This window comes from Polaromonas sp. AER18D-145 (assembly GCF_002379095.1).
Lineage (GTDB): Bacteria > Pseudomonadota > Gammaproteobacteria > Burkholderiales > Burkholderiaceae_C > Polaromonas.
Genome location: NZ_NBZV01000002.1, coordinates 209,340 through 224,077, shown reverse-complemented (window position 1 = coordinate 224,077; position 14,738 = coordinate 209,340). Strand labels below are relative to the sequence as shown.

Annotated in this window: 17 protein-coding genes; 16 read left to right on the top strand and 1 reads right to left on the bottom strand. The window is 65.1% G+C overall.

Features of this window, described 5'->3' with window-relative positions; genetic code table 11:
• Positions 1 to 270 precede the first annotated feature (270 nt).
• The 7 genes from B7G52_RS02570 (at position 271) to B7G52_RS02540 (ending at position 8,148) form a co-directional block, all read left to right on the top strand.
• A complete protein-coding gene (locus B7G52_RS02570) occupies positions 271 to 942 on the top strand; it encodes a GntR family transcriptional regulator (protein ID WP_096695998.1) in 672 nt (223 codons plus the stop codon).
• A gap of 132 nt (positions 943 to 1,074) precedes the next feature.
• Positions 1,075 to 2,700: an ABC transporter substrate-binding protein gene (locus B7G52_RS02565; protein WP_096695996.1), complete on the top strand. Its 1,626-nt coding sequence runs from the start codon at positions 1,075 to 1,077 to the stop codon at positions 2,698 to 2,700.
• Positions 2,701 to 2,707: 7 nt separating this feature from the next.
• A complete protein-coding gene (locus tag B7G52_RS02560) occupies positions 2,708 to 3,700 on the top strand; it encodes an ABC transporter permease (RefSeq protein WP_205853020.1) in 993 nt (330 codons plus the stop codon).
• The gene (locus B7G52_RS02555) at positions 3,690 to 4,592 is read left to right on the top strand and encodes an ABC transporter permease (protein ID WP_096695994.1); all 903 of its coding nucleotides are present in this window, start codon (positions 3,690 to 3,692) and stop codon (positions 4,590 to 4,592) included. The genes B7G52_RS02560 and B7G52_RS02555 overlap by 11 nt, the downstream gene beginning before the upstream one ends.
• Positions 4,589 to 5,530 carry an ABC transporter ATP-binding protein gene (locus B7G52_RS02550; protein ID WP_096695993.1) on the top strand — a complete coding sequence of 314 codons (942 nt, stop codon included), beginning with the start codon at positions 4,589 to 4,591 and terminating at the stop codon, positions 5,528 to 5,530. The genes B7G52_RS02555 and B7G52_RS02550 overlap by 4 nt, the downstream gene beginning before the upstream one ends.
• Positions 5,531 to 5,541: 11 nt before the next feature.
• Positions 5,542 to 6,513 (top strand): ABC transporter ATP-binding protein, encoded by a 972-nt coding sequence (locus B7G52_RS02545; protein ID WP_205853019.1) that lies wholly within the window; start codon positions 5,542 to 5,544, stop codon positions 6,511 to 6,513.
• Positions 6,514 to 6,537: 24 nt separating this feature from the next.
• Entirely contained in the window at positions 6,538 to 8,148 is a 1,611-nt protein-coding gene (locus B7G52_RS02540) for a gamma-glutamyltransferase family protein (protein WP_305790836.1), read from the top strand.
• A 15-nt stretch (positions 8,149 to 8,163) separates the two neighbouring features.
• Here B7G52_RS02540 and B7G52_RS02535 read toward each other — a convergent pair whose 3' ends face one another.
• Positions 8,164 to 8,604, bottom strand: a complete 441-nt coding sequence (locus B7G52_RS02535; RefSeq protein WP_096695989.1) for a universal stress protein — start codon at positions 8,602 to 8,604, stop codon at positions 8,164 to 8,166.
• 109 nt (positions 8,605 to 8,713) lie between these two features.
• Between B7G52_RS02535 and B7G52_RS02530 the strand changes: the two genes are divergently transcribed.
• The 9 genes from B7G52_RS02530 (at position 8,714) to B7G52_RS02490 (ending at position 14,688) form a co-directional block, all read left to right on the top strand.
• On the top strand, positions 8,714 to 9,265 hold the full coding sequence (locus B7G52_RS02530) for a hemerythrin domain-containing protein (protein ID WP_096696079.1): 552 nt from the start codon (positions 8,714 to 8,716) through the stop codon (positions 9,263 to 9,265).
• A 144-nt stretch (positions 9,266 to 9,409) separates the two neighbouring features.
• Positions 9,410 to 9,772, top strand: coding sequence for a translation initiation factor Sui1 (locus B7G52_RS02525; RefSeq protein ID WP_096671473.1), 363 nt, complete (start codon positions 9,410 to 9,412; stop codon positions 9,770 to 9,772).
• Positions 9,769 to 9,981, top strand: coding sequence for a DUF3820 family protein (locus tag B7G52_RS02520; protein ID WP_096695987.1), 213 nt, complete (start codon positions 9,769 to 9,771; stop codon positions 9,979 to 9,981). The genes B7G52_RS02525 and B7G52_RS02520 overlap by 4 nt, the downstream gene beginning before the upstream one ends.
• A 96-nt stretch (positions 9,982 to 10,077) precedes the next feature.
• Complete coding sequence (locus tag B7G52_RS02515; protein ID WP_096695985.1) at positions 10,078 to 10,710, top strand: FHA domain-containing protein; 633 nt, start codon at positions 10,078 to 10,080, stop codon at positions 10,708 to 10,710.
• A 344-nt stretch (positions 10,711 to 11,054) separates the two neighbouring features.
• Positions 11,055 to 11,627, top strand: coding sequence for a LexA family transcriptional regulator (locus tag B7G52_RS23940; protein ID WP_240523290.1), 573 nt, complete (start codon positions 11,055 to 11,057; stop codon positions 11,625 to 11,627).
• A 268-nt stretch (positions 11,628 to 11,895) separates the two neighbouring features.
• A complete protein-coding gene (locus B7G52_RS02505; RefSeq protein WP_096695984.1) occupies positions 11,896 to 12,255 on the top strand; it encodes a hypothetical protein in 360 nt (119 codons plus the stop codon).
• A 104-nt stretch (positions 12,256 to 12,359) separates the two neighbouring features.
• Positions 12,360 to 13,148, top strand: a complete 789-nt coding sequence (locus B7G52_RS02500; RefSeq protein WP_096696075.1) for a DUF2726 domain-containing protein — start codon at positions 12,360 to 12,362, stop codon at positions 13,146 to 13,148.
• A gap of 194 nt (positions 13,149 to 13,342) precedes the next feature.
• The gene (locus tag B7G52_RS02495) at positions 13,343 to 13,831 is read left to right on the top strand and encodes a hypothetical protein (RefSeq protein WP_096695982.1); all 489 of its coding nucleotides are present in this window, start codon (positions 13,343 to 13,345) and stop codon (positions 13,829 to 13,831) included.
• A gap of 260 nt (positions 13,832 to 14,091) precedes the next feature.
• A complete protein-coding gene (locus tag B7G52_RS02490; RefSeq protein WP_096671494.1) occupies positions 14,092 to 14,688 on the top strand; it encodes a phosphatidylcholine/phosphatidylserine synthase in 597 nt (198 codons plus the stop codon).
• The last annotated feature ends 50 nt before the right edge of the window (positions 14,689 to 14,738 follow it).

Genomic DNA, 14,738 nt, shown 5'->3' with positions numbered 1-14,738 from the left:
ACGCGTCACTCAACGGCGTCGCGAATCACAACGAGGACTTTCGGATCGCCAGGCTGCGGCACTTCGCGCCAACCTGGGCGTGTGGGCCGGGATTGGTGCGTTCCCGTCCACAACTGCCCCACGGGTGTGCATCCTGCCCCGACGCTGTGCTGCTGCGCCTTGGTTTGAGCTGGCCCGGTAATTGCGTTGTTTGAATCAACGTATCCGCGTATCCACTGATCCAGGGGTGAACGATGACCCTGACGGAATCAACATGCCACTGGAGCTCTTTTGCAGTCCCATCTTGATAGTCACACTGGTCCAGGAACTGCCGAGGATGAGGCCTACCGGCACATTCACGCCGCTATCCGGACGGGACGTTACCGTGCCGGCGAGCGCCTGATGCCCGAGGCCATCGCACTCGACATAGGCACCAGCCGCATGCCGGTGCGTGAAGCGCTTCGACGTCTGTCGACAGAGGGCCTGGTCACGATCCGGCCGAACCGCGGCGTGACGGTCAACCAGCTCAATGTCAGCGACATGCAGGAGGTGTTCGAGATGCGCGCGGTGCTGGAGGGGCTGGCTGTGCGGCTGGCGCTGCCCAACATGACCGAGCGCACGATCCGGCAACTGGAGGACATCATTGATCGGATTGATGACCAGTCCACGATTCAGCCCGACTGGACATCGGCCCATCGTCTGTTCCACGAGACCCTGTGTGCCGCGAGTGGACGTCCGCGCCTGTTGCGCCAGATTGCCAGCCTGCATTCCCTGGTCGAGCCGCACATGCGCATCTGGGTGCTTCAGGCGGACCGTCCGCCTAGTGCGCGCGCCGACCACCAGCACCTGATTGACGCATTGCGCAGCGGTGACCCGCAACGCTGCGAGTTGGCCATGCGTGAGCATGTGCTGGACACAGTCACGGACCTCGTGAAGGTTTTACCTTCCGCTCACGACCCATAACCTTAACGCCTGGCCTTGTCCCGGCCATCCATGCCTGATCCCCCAGTTATCACCCATGTGCGCCTGCCAAACACGCGGCGCGAGGTGATGGGCCCCTTTCGTTCATTTTTTTTTCAACACAGGAGTTTGAACATGACTGATATCGACCACAAGGCCGCGCTCGCGGCAACCCTGGCAACCCAGATGAGCCGCCGCCACATTCTCAAGGGGGCCGGCGCCGGCCTTGGGCTGGTAGCCGCAGCAGCCGTGGGCATGGGGACGGCGCATGCCGCGCCCAAGATGGGCGGTACGCTCACGCTGGCCTGGCTCGACGCGATCGACACCCTCGATCCGCATTTCACCGCGTCGGCCGGTTCGATCAAGGTGATCAACAATGTTTTCAACGGCCTGCTCAAGGTCAGCTTCGACGGCAAGGTTGTCAGCTTTGCGCCCGACCTGGCCGAGAAGTGGGACATGACCGACGACAAGACGCATGTCTTCAAGCTGCGCCCCGGCGTCAAGTTTCACAATGGCGACCCCTGCAATGCCGAGGCGGTCAAGTGGAGCCTGGAGCGCGTCAAGGATGCGGCGGTCAAGTCGCCGCATGCCTGGAAGCTGGCCACGCTGGCCGGCATTGACATCATCGACCCGCTGACCTTGCGCCTGCGGTTCAACAAGCCCAATGCGTTCCTGCCGGTGGCGCTGACCGGCAGCACCGGGCGCGCCGGCACCATCGTCAGCCGGCGAGCGGTCGAGCAGGCCGGCGCCGGTTTTGGCCGCGCGCCGGTGGGCACCGGCCCGTTCAAACTCGCGAGCTGGAAGGAGAACGATTCGATCGAGCTGGTGCGCAACCCCGAGTATTTTGAAGCCGGCCTGCCTTACCTGGACAAGGTGGTGATCCGCCTGATCAAGGAGCCGAGCGCGGGCGTGGCCGCCATGATGTCGGGCCAGGTCGACGGGCTGTCGGTGTGCCCGTTCCAGTTCATTCCGCAACTGCGCAAGAACCCCAACCTGACGGTGTACGGGCAGGTCGAGGGCAACTACGCCTTCGTCGGCATGAACAACAAGCGCGCGCCGTTCAACGACATGGCCTTGCGCCAGGCCGTGGCCTTCGCCATTGATCGCAAGGTGATCGTGCAGCAGAGCTACTTTGGCGAGGCCATTCCGGCCTACAGCTGCATCTCGCCGCCCATGAGCAACTTCTACGATGCCAACATCGCCAAAAGCGGGCGCGGCCAGTATTTCGATCTGGCCAAGGCCAAGGCGTTTCGTGCCAAGTCCAAAATCCAGGGGGAAATCCAGCCGACCTACATCGTCACTGAAGGCTTCACCGGATCCGGCGGCATGGGCACGCGCAATGCCCAGCTGCTCGCACCCATGCTTGCGCAGATCGGCATCAAGCCCAAAATCGAACTGGTGGACCGTGCCATCTGGGTGCAGCGGCGCAACGCGGGCGACTTCGACATGTACGACGAAGCCTGGGTGGCTGACCTGGATCCGGATGAAACCATCACGCCTGAGTGGTCCACCGGCAAGCCCTGGAACTTCGTGGGCTACAGCAACCCGGTGTTCGACAAGGCCGCCGCAGGCGCTGCCGACACCATCGACCTCGCGGTCCGCCGCAAGCTCTACATCGAAGCCGAGGATGCGCTGATGGCCGATGCGCCTCTGGCCGTGCTCGCGCACATGAAGGTCTTCAAGATCATGAGCAAGAAAGTCCAGGGTTTCGAGTACGTTCCGGCGGACCTGCTGAACCTGCACACCGTGTCGCTGGCCTGAGTTGTCCGTGCAGCACGCCCAGAAAAAAACCTGGCCCGGCCGGGCCGTGATCCGGCGCGCGCTCGGTGCCATGGCCCAGACCGCGCTGGTGCTGCTGGTGGTCTCGGTGGTGAGCTTCATGTTCCTGAAGCTGTCCCCGGGCGATCCGGTGGCCATCATGCTCGGCTCGGATTTTTCGCGCGAGTCTTACGACAAGCTCTACCACGAGCTCGGGCTGGACCGGCCGCTGCCGGCGCAGTATGCACAGTGGCTGGGCCGTTTCGTGCAGGGCGACTGGGGCAGCTCGTATGTCAGCAAGCAGGACATCTTCGAGCAGGCGGTGCTGCAGGCGCTGCCGGTCACGCTGACGCTGGCCGCGTGTTCGCTGCTGATCGCGCTCTTGGTCGGCATCCCGCTCGGGGTGCTGGCCGCGGTCAGGCGCAACAGCTGGGTCGACCTCGCGGCGAGCGCGGTCGCGATTGGCGGCAACGCCTTCCCGAGCTTTTACCTCGGCGTGGTGCTGATCTGGGTGTTCAGTGTCTCGCTGGGCTGGTTCCCGAGCATGGGCTATGTTTCCCCGTGGAGCGATTTCGGCACCGGTCTGTGGCACCTGGCCCTGCCCGCGCTGACGCTGGGCGCCTGGTACGTGGGGCTGATCGCCACGGTCACGCGCTCGAGCCTGCTCGAGGTGCTGGAGCAACCCTACATGGCGGCGGCCCGCGCGCGCGGCGAGCCCGAGTGGCGCGTGATCCTGGTGCATGGCATGCGCAATGTGCTGATGCCGCTGGTCACTGTGATCGGCCTGCAGCTGGGCGGCATGCTGCGCGGCGCGGTCATGACCGAGGTGGTGTTCACGCTGCCCGGTCTCGGCATGATGATTACCAACGCCGTGCAGACGCGCGAGTACCTCGTGGTGCAGGCCGGCATCATGATGACCGCGCTGCTGTTTATCGCGGTCAACTTCACCGTTGATCAGACCTATTCCATTCTTGATCCAAGGCTGCGCAAACATGGCCGATGAGTTTTTTTCCACCGGCCTGAAAGCCATTGCGGACGAACGGCCACCGGGCCGGCTGCAGCGCGCCTGGAAGCTGCTGCGGCGCCAGCGCAAGGCGCTGGCCGGCGGCGGCATCGTGCTGTTCTTCCTGGTGGTGGCCGTGTTCGCGCCATGGCTGGCGCCTTATCCGCCGACGGAACAGAACTTCGTCGATGCCATGCAAGGGCCATCCGTGGCGCACTGGATGGGCACCGACTCCTATGGCCAGGACATTCTGTCGCGCCTGTTTTACGGCGCCCGCTCGGCGCTCTGGATAGGCTTTGCCTCGGTGGCGCTGGGGCTGCTGGTCGGCGTGCCGCTGGGCCTGTTCGCGGGGCTGCGCGGCGGGCGCATCGAATGGGCCGCGATGCGCCTGGTCGACGGGCTGCTGGCTTTTCCCGAGCTGATCATGGCCATGGCTTTCATGGCCGTGCTCGGTCTCGGCATGACCAACGTGATCTATGCGCTGGCGCTGTCCTTCGTCGGTCCGTTCGCGCGCACCGTGCGGGCCGATGTGCTGCAGGTCAAGTCGCGGCCCTTTGTCGAGGCGGCACGGCTCATGGGCGTGCCCGAGCGCGAGGTGATCCTGCGCCATGTGCTGCCCAACATCGCCTCGCCTATCCTGATCCAGGCCGGCATGCGGGTTTCGATTGCCATCCTGCTGGGTTCGGGCCTGTCCTTCCTGGGTCTCGGCGTGGTGCCGCCGACGCCGGACTGGGGGCTGATGATCAGCGAGGGCCGAGGCTTCATCAGCATGGCGCCGTGGATGTCCGGCATGCCGGGCATCGCGCTGGCCGTCCTGCTTGTCGGCCTGAACCTTCTGGCTGAGGGGCTGCGCGATGCGCTGGATCCGCGCACGCGGGGGGAGGGCGCATGAGCACAGACCTGATGTCCGTCGAACATTTCACGCTTCGGCGCAAGGGGGTGGCGGTGCTCGACGATGTGTCGCTGCGCCTGCCGGCCGGGCAGACACTTGCGCTGATCGGCGAGTCCGGCGCCGGCAAGTCCACACTGGCTTTTGCGGCGATGGGCCTGTTGCGCCCGCCCGAGGTCGCGCTCGAAGGCCGGCTGATGGTCGGTGACACCGATATTGCCAGCGCGCCCGAAAGCAAATTGCGCGGATTGCGCGGTACCCGCATGGGCATGATCTTCCAGGATGCCTCGGCTGCGCTGAACCCCTGCTTCACCGTACTCGATCACCTGTCGGAGCCGCTGCGCCGCCACCGCGGGCTATCACGCAGCGCCTGCCGCACGCGCGCTGTCGAACTGCTGGACAGCGTCGGCATTGCCGACCCGCAGGCGCGCCTGTCGGCCTTTCCGCACGAGCTGTCGGGCGGCATGCAGCAGCGCGTGATGATCGCGATCGCGATGGCCTGCGAGCCTGAGCTCCTGATTGCCGACGAGCCGACCAGCGCGCTCGACGTGACGATACAGGCCCAGATCATGAGCCTGCTGCTCGAGCGCGTGCGCGCGCTTGGCGCCTCGGCCATTTTTGTGTTGCACGACCTGGCGCTGGCGACCCAGGTTGCCGATCGCGTGGCCGTGATGTATGCGGGTCAGATCGTCGAGGAAGGTCCGGCATTCAAGGTATTGAACCACCCGGCCCACCCTTACACGCGTGGCCTGCGCGCCAGCGCGATAGAGTTTGGCGCCGAGCGGCTGGAGCCCATCGCCGGCGTGGTTCCGCCCTTGTCGGCCATGCCGGGCGGCTGCCGTTTTGCGCCGCGCTGTGCCTACGCCACGGCCCAATGCAGTGCTCAGCGGCCGCCACAAGTCACGCATGGCGAGGTGACCCTGGCCTGCTGGCATCTATGAGGAATTTATCCATGCCCCCTGAAGCCGCCAGCGGCGAGCTGCCGCTGTTTTCCCTGCTCGACGTCGAGAAATCCTTTCCGCTGGAGGGCGGGCGCCAGCTCAAGGCGCTGGACGGCATTCGCCTGACGCTGGCGCCCGGCGAATCGCTGGCGCTGGTGGGCGAAAGCGGCTCGGGCAAGTCCACGCTGGTGCGCGTGATGCTGGGCCTGGAGCCGGCCAGCAACGGCCGGGTGATGGTGGGTGCCGCCGACCTGTCGACCTTTGACGCGGCTCGCAAGCGGCAGTTCTCGCGGGAGGTGGCCTACATTTACCAGGACGCACGCGGCTCGCTGAACCCGCGCATGAATGTCGCCGGGCTGCTGGCCGAGCCGGTGCGCCTGCACCGGCTGCGCGACGAGCGCGAGATCCCGGGCCGGGTGGACGAACTGCTCGCGCAGGTCGGCCTGCCCCGGGCCTTGCGCTACAGTTACCCGTCCGAACTCTCGGGCGGGCAGGTGCGCCGCGTCGCGGTGGCGCGTGCGCTGGCCTGCGAGCCTCGGGTGATCGTGGCGGACGAATCGGTGGCCGGCCTCGATGTGTCGGTGCAGGCGCAGCTGCTCAACCTGCTGCGCGACCTGCAGCGCGACCAGGGCCTGGCCATGGTGTTTGTCACGCACGACCTCGGTGTGGCGAGTTACCTGTGCGAGAAAGTCGCGGTGATGTACCTGGGCCGCATTGTCGAGATGGGCGCCACGCGCGAGATCCTCGCAATGCCGCGCCATCCCTATACCCGCGGCCTGATGCAGGCCTTTCCCCGCTTTGATGCGCCGCTGTCGGTGAGCCTGCAAGGCGAGATACCGAGTCCCGCCAATCTTCCGGCGGGTTGCCGCTTCCGCTCGCGCTGCGCGTATGCGCGCGGCGACTGCGCGCAGATCGACCCGCCGCAGACCCTGCTGGACGGCAGGCGCTCCGTGGCCTGCCTGTATCCGCTGTACCTGGCCTGATGGCCGTTCCAAGGAGTACCTGACATGAACCACAACCCCAGCCCTGCGCGCGGCACCCGCGGCATGGTGACCGCGCCGCATGCGCTGGCCACGCAAAGCGCGATGGCCGTTCTGCGCGAGGGCGGTAACGCCATTGAGGCCATGATTGCCGCGGCCGCCACCATCGCCGTGGTCTACCCGCACATGAACAGCATCGGTGGCGACGGCTTCTGGTTGATCGCCCGCCCCGGCGAAGCGCCGCGCGGGCTCGAAGCCTGCGGCGCGGCGGCCGGGGCGGCCACGCGCGAGTCCTACCTCGAGCGCGGTCTCAGGCAGATCCCGTTTCGCGGCGGCGTGGCCGCCAACACGGTGGCCGGCACGATCTCCGGCTGGGATGCGGCATACAGCTGGTCACGCGAAGCGCTGGGCGGCCGCCTGCCGCTGAGTCGGCTGCTGGCTGACGCCATGGTGTATGCGCGTGACGGCATGCCGGTCACGCAAAGCCAGTCGCAGTGCACGGCCGGTCGCGTGCACGAACTTGCCGGCGTGAGCGGCTTTGCCGAGACCTTTCTGCCGGGCGGCCAGGCGCCGGCTGCAGGCGCGCTGTTTCGCCAGCCGCGGCTCGCGGACACGCTGGAGCAACTGGCGCGTGCCGGCCTGGCCGACTTTTACCAGGGCGATCTGGCGCTCAGCATGGCGCGTGACCTGGCCGCGGCCGGCAGCCCGGTGGCGCTGGCCGACCTGGCCGGGCACACGGCGGTCTGGAAGGAGCCCCTGGCCATGGCCCACTCGCTGGGAACGCTGTACAACATGCCGCCGCCGACCCAGGGTCTGGTGTCGCTGCTGATCCTCGGGCAGCTCGACCGGCTATTCGACGCGCAGCGCATGGATCCGCTGGGCGCGTCCTATGTGCATGCCTGCGTGGAGGCGACCAAGCAGGCCTTTAACATCCGCGACAACTTCATCACCGATCCGCGCTGGATGAAAGAGGTACCCGGCCACTGGCTGGGCAGTGCAGCCCTCGACGCCATGGCCGCCCGTATTTCACCCGACCACGTGGCGAACTGGGGTCAGGGCCAAGGCCCGGGCGACACGGTCTGGATGGGCGTCATCGACGGCGACGGCGTGGCGGTGAGTTTCATCCAGAGCATCTACCACGAGTTCGGCAGCGGCGTGGTGCTGGCGGAGTCGGGCGTGCAGTGGCAGAACCGGGGGTGCAGTTTTTCACTGGATGCGCAGGCGCTCAATCCCTTGACGCCCGGTCGCAAGCCCTTCCACACGCTGAACCCGGCGCTGGCCCGGCTGGACGACGGTCGCACGATGGTCTACGGCAACATGGGCGGCGACGGCCAGCCGCAGTCGCAGAGTGCGGTGTTCAGCCGCATCGCGCAGTTCGGCATGAACCCGCAGGCGGCGATCACCGCCCCGCGCTGGTTGCTGGGCCGCACCTGGGGACAGGACAGCGACTCGCTCAAGCTCGAGTCACGGTTTCCGCAGGCCACGGTGGAGCGGCTACGCGAACTCGGCCATGTGGTCGATGTGGTCCAGCCCTATGACGAGGTCATGGGCCACGCCGGCGCCATCATCCTTCATGCGGACGGCAGCTACGAAGGCGGCACGGACCCACGCAGTGACGGTGCCGCAGCCGGCTGGTAGGTCCCGCCTCCCCGCTTAGCGCGCGATCAGCACCGGCACCGGCGACTCGGCTGCCACCTTGGAGGCCACGCTGCCCAGCATGAGCCGGACGATGCCGGCGCGGCCGTGGGAGCCCATGACGACGAGGTCGGCGCCTTCGTCCTTGACCGTCTGGACAATGCCGCTGGCGGCCGATACGTTCTCGGCCATGCGCGCTTCGAGCTGGATCCCCGCGCCCGGCGCACCGCACAGCGCCGCGATCTTGGCATGGGCCTGCGCGGCGTGTTGCTGGGCCGCGGCCATGTAGGCCTGAACGCCCAGGGGGTTGGTCTCGCCGATGCTCAGGTAGGGGTAGGGGTCCACGACATACAGGGCGGTGAGTTTGGCGCCGTGGGTGCGCGCCAGGTTGACAGCCAGTTCGGCCGCGTGGGCAGAGGCTTCGGAACCGTCGGTCGCCAGAAGAATGTTCTTGAACATGGGAGCCTTGTCTGCTGATGATGAACAGGCCCTTATCTTGCGGTGGCGGGCGGCCGCTTTATTGATGTGCATCAAGCCAGACGCACAGGCGCCCCCCTATATTGGCCGCATGACAACCCATCCTGCCGCGCATGACCCGGGCCATTCCAGCGAGCCGCTGACCGGTTTTTCCCAGTGCCATCTGGGCATTCTTTCGAAGCTTCAGGCTTTCGAGGAATTGCCTGCGCTCCAGGCGGCTGCGGCCCAGGCGCGAACCATCGCCACCGACACGCTGGGCTTGTTCCACCACGCGGTGTACGAACATCATGCGGACGAGGAGCGCGAGCTGTTCCCCGCCGTGTTGCGCAGCGCCGGCCGGGGGCGGGAAGCCGATGAGGTCCAGGCCATGGTGCAGCGCCTGACTGCGGAGCACCGCCAGATCGAGGCGATGTGGAAAAAGCTGGAGCCCGCCGTCAAGGCCGTGGCAAAGTCGCAGTCTGTCGATCTGGATCTGGATGCCGTGGAGAAACTGGTTCACGCCTATTCCGCGCATGCGCGTTTCGAGGAGGAGTATTTCCTGCCCCTGGCCGAAACCATTCTCGGCCGCGACGGCAACCACATGGAGGCGCTGGGCCTGTCGCTTCACCTGCGGCACACCCCGCAGCCCGTCGGCCACATCTGAGCCTGTGTCCGGCTCTGCCTCCTGCGCGGGCTGCAGCCGATGCCGCGCCGGTTTACCGGGGGTCCTGCCCGCATCGCTGTACGATAGCCGGTGACGCTTGGGGCGATGGGCTCTGAGGCCGTTTTCCTCACATCGGTGCATTCCATGAAAAGTCATTCAAGCCCCGGCGGACTCGTTTATTCGACCGACGCGGGGCGCATGTGCCCGGCTTGCCGCAAGGCGCTGGCCCAGTGTGTGTGCCGCCAGACGCGGCCGCTGGCCCCGTCCGACGGCATTGTCCGGGTGTCGCGCGAGACCAAAGGTCGCGGGGGCAAAAGCGTGACCCTGGTCAAGGGGCTTGCGTTGCAGGACGCGGCGCTGGTTTTGGTCGGCAAACAGCTCAAGACGGCCTGCGGCTCCGGCGGCACGGTCAAGGACGGCGTGATCGAGGTGCAGGGCGACCATGCCGCGCTGGTGGTGGACTTGCTCACCAAACAGGGCTGGACCGTCAAGCGTGCGGGCGCATGAAGCCGGAAGACCTGCAACTGCTGGTGACGCGCGAGATGCCTTTTGGCAAGTACAAGGGGCGGCTGATCGCCGACCTGCCGGGCAACTATCTGGCGTGGTTTGCCCGGGAAGGTTTTCCCAGGAACGAGATCGGTCGCCTGCTGGCGCTGATGCTGGAAATCGACCACAACGGGCTGGGCGGCCTGCTGGAACCCTTGCGCCGGCGCTGACCCGGGGGCTTGTTTCCGGGCAGCGTCAGGCATACGATGAACAGGCCGCTGTGCGAAGGGCGCACCGCGGCAGTCTTGACGCAGCCGGGAGGCCTTATGCCGCAACTCATTGCATCGGTCGAGGGTGTCGAAATCAAACACGTCTACCTGCACAAGGACCGCACGACGCTGGGCCGGCGGCCGCACAACGACATTGTGTTCAACAACCTGGTGGTCAGCGGCGAGCACTGCGTGTTTGAACTGGAGGGCCTGGCCGACGTGTATGTCGAAGACCTGGGCAGCACCAACGGCACCTATATCAACGGCAAGATGATCAAGTCACGGCAATTGCTGCACGACAACGACATGATCGCCATTGGAAACTTCAGGATCCAGTACCTCTCGGCCTCGGAAGATACCGGCTACCACGAGACGGCGGCGATGAAGCTCGATGGCCACGCTGCGCCGGGGGGGAGTGGGACGTTGCACGCCAGCTTCAAGGTGCTCTCGGGCTCTTCGGCCGGACTGGAGGTGCCTGTGGTCAAGGCGGTGACCACTTTCGGCAAGCCCGATGTCAGCGTCGTGGCCGTCTCCCACCGGCGCTACGGCTACTACGTGGCCCACATGGAAGGCGGGGTCCCGCCGACGCTCAATGGCCAGCCAGTAGGTGCCGATGCGGTGCCGCTGGCCCACAACGACGTGCTGGAACTGGCGGGAACCAGCATGCAGTTTTTGCTCAAGGACAGTTAGCGTCGTGTCGCGGGCAGCTTCTTGGGGCATTCCATACATTTTGAAAATTAATACAAAGGATTAACAGGGTTTTGAGTGCCTTTTTTTATGTAATTCCATACCCAGATCCTCCAGCAATACCAAGAAGAATCAAGAAGAAGAACAGGCTACGCACAGAGCTTGTTTAAAAGGCGCCGCCCCGGCGCCGGTTTCAGGTCCTTTTCACGGTCACTTACCACCGAAGCCGCGTTCCGCAGGAGCGCTAAATTCTCTATCCAGAGACAAATTTTCTATCGAGGCGGAGGCCTAACCTATAGACTATGAGCGTTCATACATTAATCCGGGAAGGCCGCAAACGGCTGGCCATGAGCGAGCCGCAATTTGCTGACGCTGCAGGCGTCAGCCGCGGGGCCGTACAACAATGGGAAAGACCGGACGGCACCGCGCCAAAACGTTCCAACCAGCGCAGGGTGGCAGAACTGCTTGGCGTTTTCGTGGCCGAGTTGATGTCTGGTGGTTCCAACGTCCGCCCGGGTTTTGACGTGCGGGCTGAAGTGCCGCTGATCTCGGAAGTGCAGGCCGGAAACTACACGGTCATTGACAACTTCAATCCCAAGGACGGGCTGGAGAGGGTGCCGGTGACCATTGCCATCAAACGTCACACGTTTGCGTTGCGTGTTCAGGGAGACAGCATGGTTGGCGACAGCATCGATTCCTTCCCCGAAGGCTCTCTGCTGATCGTGGAGCCCGAAATGCAGGCCGTGCCGGGCGACTATGTGATCGCCCTCAACGGCGAGAACAAGACGACCTTCAAGCAGCTCATCATGGATGGTGGCGAGTTGTTTCTCAAGCCGCTCAATGTGCGCTACCCCATCCGTCCCCTGGGCACTGCCGAGATCATCGGTGTCGTGCGCGAATTCACCAAAAAATTCCGCTAGCCGGAACGAGTGACGCAGACCCGGATACCGGGCGCAGTGCGCCATGCGCCAGCCGGGGGTTGACGTATCGGAGACAAAAATAATTCTGTTTTAGATAGAAAAATTATCTTTTTTCCGGGATGTGGGTAGACTCCCCTAAAAAGAGGGAGGACACGTGCTCAATGACTTGACGGAGCGGGTGGGCTTGGGGGCTTTGCTGATGGTGTCTGCGGTGGGCGCCTGCAGCCTGCTTTACAGAAGTCATCTGCGACGTGCAGCCCTCCGCAGCATGAGTGCCCCCAGCCAGTGGCCGATCACGGCGCGCGAGCTGGTCGGCCCGGATGAACACGACGTCTGGCAGTGGTTGTGCGCGGTCTTTGCGGACTACCACGTCATGCTCAAGATCCCGCTGGTGCGCTACACCGCACCCACCACCCCCGCAGAAAGCAAGGTCTGGCACAAGCGCCTGAGCGGCGTCTACTGCACGTTCACGGTATGCGGCGCGGACGGAACCGTGATCGGCTGCGTGGATGTCGTGGGGGAGCGACAGGGCTCCTCACTGGTACGGAGCCAAAGCGCCTGGTCCGTGCCTTTCCGCTGGGGGGCGCCGTCAATTCCTGAGCGCCGGCCGCGCTGCTTCATTTGGTAACCGTTGCGGACGCCATGTTTTGACCGGCGGGGTGTTTGTGATTTATGCTGGCGGCCAGACGCGCGGTTGCATTGGGCAGCGTGCCCACACAAGAAGGAGATACCGTGAACCTATCCACATGGCTGATGACTGCGCTGGGCCTTTCGCTGGGCGTCGGCCTGGGGGTTCTGGCGCATTGGGGCTGGTCACGCCGCCGCGTCGAGCAGAAGTTGCGTTTGCCGGCGCGCTGGCTGCTCAACGCCCGCGGCCTGATGACCAGCGAGGAGCAGGAGGTGTGGAAGTGGCTGCGCACGGCTTTTGCGGATCATGCCGTGATGATCAAGGTGCCTGTCATGCGTTTCACGATTCCGAGCACGAAAAACCGGCCCGAAAACAAGGACCAGCATTGGCACGAACTGCTGGAGGGGGTTTACTGCAGCTTCAGCGTCTGCACCCTGGAGGGCAAGGTGGTCGGCTGTGTCGATGTGCCGGGAAAACGGGGCCTTCCCCGGGCGCAAAAGGACATGAAGGAGAGCCTGTTGCTGGAATGCGGTATTGGCTACACCACGGTGCGCAGTGGCAGCCTGCCCTCGGGCGGCGCCATGCGGGCGGCGTTTCTGGGCGAGGTCCCGATGGCCGAGGCCGAGGCCGAGGAGACCCGTGGCGGCGACAGCAGCTTTCATGCGGCGCTCGATGAGTTCACCAGCGAGAAAGTGCGCGCGGCCAAGGCCGCCGCCCTCAAGGAGATCAAGGACAAACAGGTTGCCGAGCCCGACCCCAGGGAAAAGAACCGCAACATCGGCTTCAACCCGGAGGGCACCGGCTCCTTCATGACCCGAGACAAGCCGGGCCGTTTCGCGACACAGTGGGAAGACTCCTTCACCATGCCGACCGACGGCCCGCGTGCCAGGTAGCACTGACGTTCCTACGGGCGGGGGCGGTCCCCCGAGCCTGTCCAGGCGGCCATGGCCGCCTTTTTTGTGGCCGCTGAAAGACCCGTCCTACAGACAGTCGCGTGCGTGGCGCTGCGCGGCGGGCGTGATATCCCTCAGGCCGGCCGTGTCCGCCTCCCTAGACTGGGGCATCTTTCACCGTTCAGGAGCACGACATGATCAAAACCACCCTCATTTTTCGCGCGCGCCACGCATGGGCCGGCTTGGGGCTGTCCCTGCTCATGGGGGCTGCGCTGGCGCAGGCGCCCATCACGGCAACCGGCACCACGGGCATTGATGCTTCGGGCAATACGCAAAAGGAGCGCGCCGCCTGTATGGAAGGCCGGTCCCAGCAGGACCAGGCCACCTGCCTCAGGGAAGTGAACAATGCCGCAGCCGAAAAACGCAGCGGCAAGCTTGACAACAGCGGCGCCCAGTTTGAGGCCAACGCCCGCCTGCGCTGCGAAGCGCTCACCGGCGAAGACCGCTCGGCCTGTGAGGCCCGTGTAATGGGTTACGGCAATGCCAGCGGCAGTGTCGCCGGTGGCGGGGTGATTCGCGAAGTCGAAACCGTGGTCGTGCCGGCTGGCGCCACGTCGGTTCGCATCGAGCCGCAGACCAATGCGCCGGTGCTGCTGGTACCGGTCCCGGTGCCGCAGAAATAAGTAAAGTACGGCATGGCAGGCCGCTAGGAGCCTGTCGGGCTTGGGGCGTCGAAAGCGAAAATCGGCCCCGGCGAGGACAGTTTTTGCCGGATGTGCAGGCCCATAGCCCAGCTATGGGACAAAAAGACGGTGAAAAATGGACCGCTGCGGTCGATTTGCAGCCGACGATTCCCAAGTCCGACAGGCTCCTAGGCTGGCCGCGCCGACATGACCACCGATGAAAGCAGGCGCCCTTGACTGACAAGACCAGACATTTCTCCATGCTCCGGGAGTTCCACCTCGCGGACTTCCTCACGCTGTGTAATGCGGCCTGCGGGGTCGCGGGTGTTTTTCTGGCCATGCTGTATGCGGTGGAGGGGGCCAAGGCCTGGTTTTATGCGGCGGCGGCGATGGCGCCTGCGGCCTTCATTTTTGACGTGCTCGACGGACGCGTGGCGCGCTGGCGCAGCCAGCATTCGGCGCTGGGGCGCGAACTCGATTCGCTGGCGGACATCATCTCTTTTGGGGTGGCGCCTGCGGCACTGGCGTTCGCGGCGGGTCTGCGTGGCGGCTGGGACTGGATTGCGCTGATCTACTTCGTCTGCTGCGGCGTGAGTCGGCTGGCTCGTTACAACGTCACGGCTGAAACGCTGTCGGCAGGCGCCGACAAGGTGGCCTATTTCGAGGGCACACCCATTCCCACCAGCGTGCTGTTGACCGCCTTGCTGGCGGTGGCGGCCTGGCAGGACCGCCTCGGTGATCAGCTTTACGGCGGTGTCTGGATGGCCGGCCCCTGGGCGCTGCATCCCCTGTCCCTGCTGTTTGTCCTGTCCGGCACCCTGATGCTGAGCAAGACGCTGCGTATTCCCAAGCTCTAAGCCGGGATTCCCGGGTCGGCAGCGCTAGTCATGAGGCTGGATTGGACCCC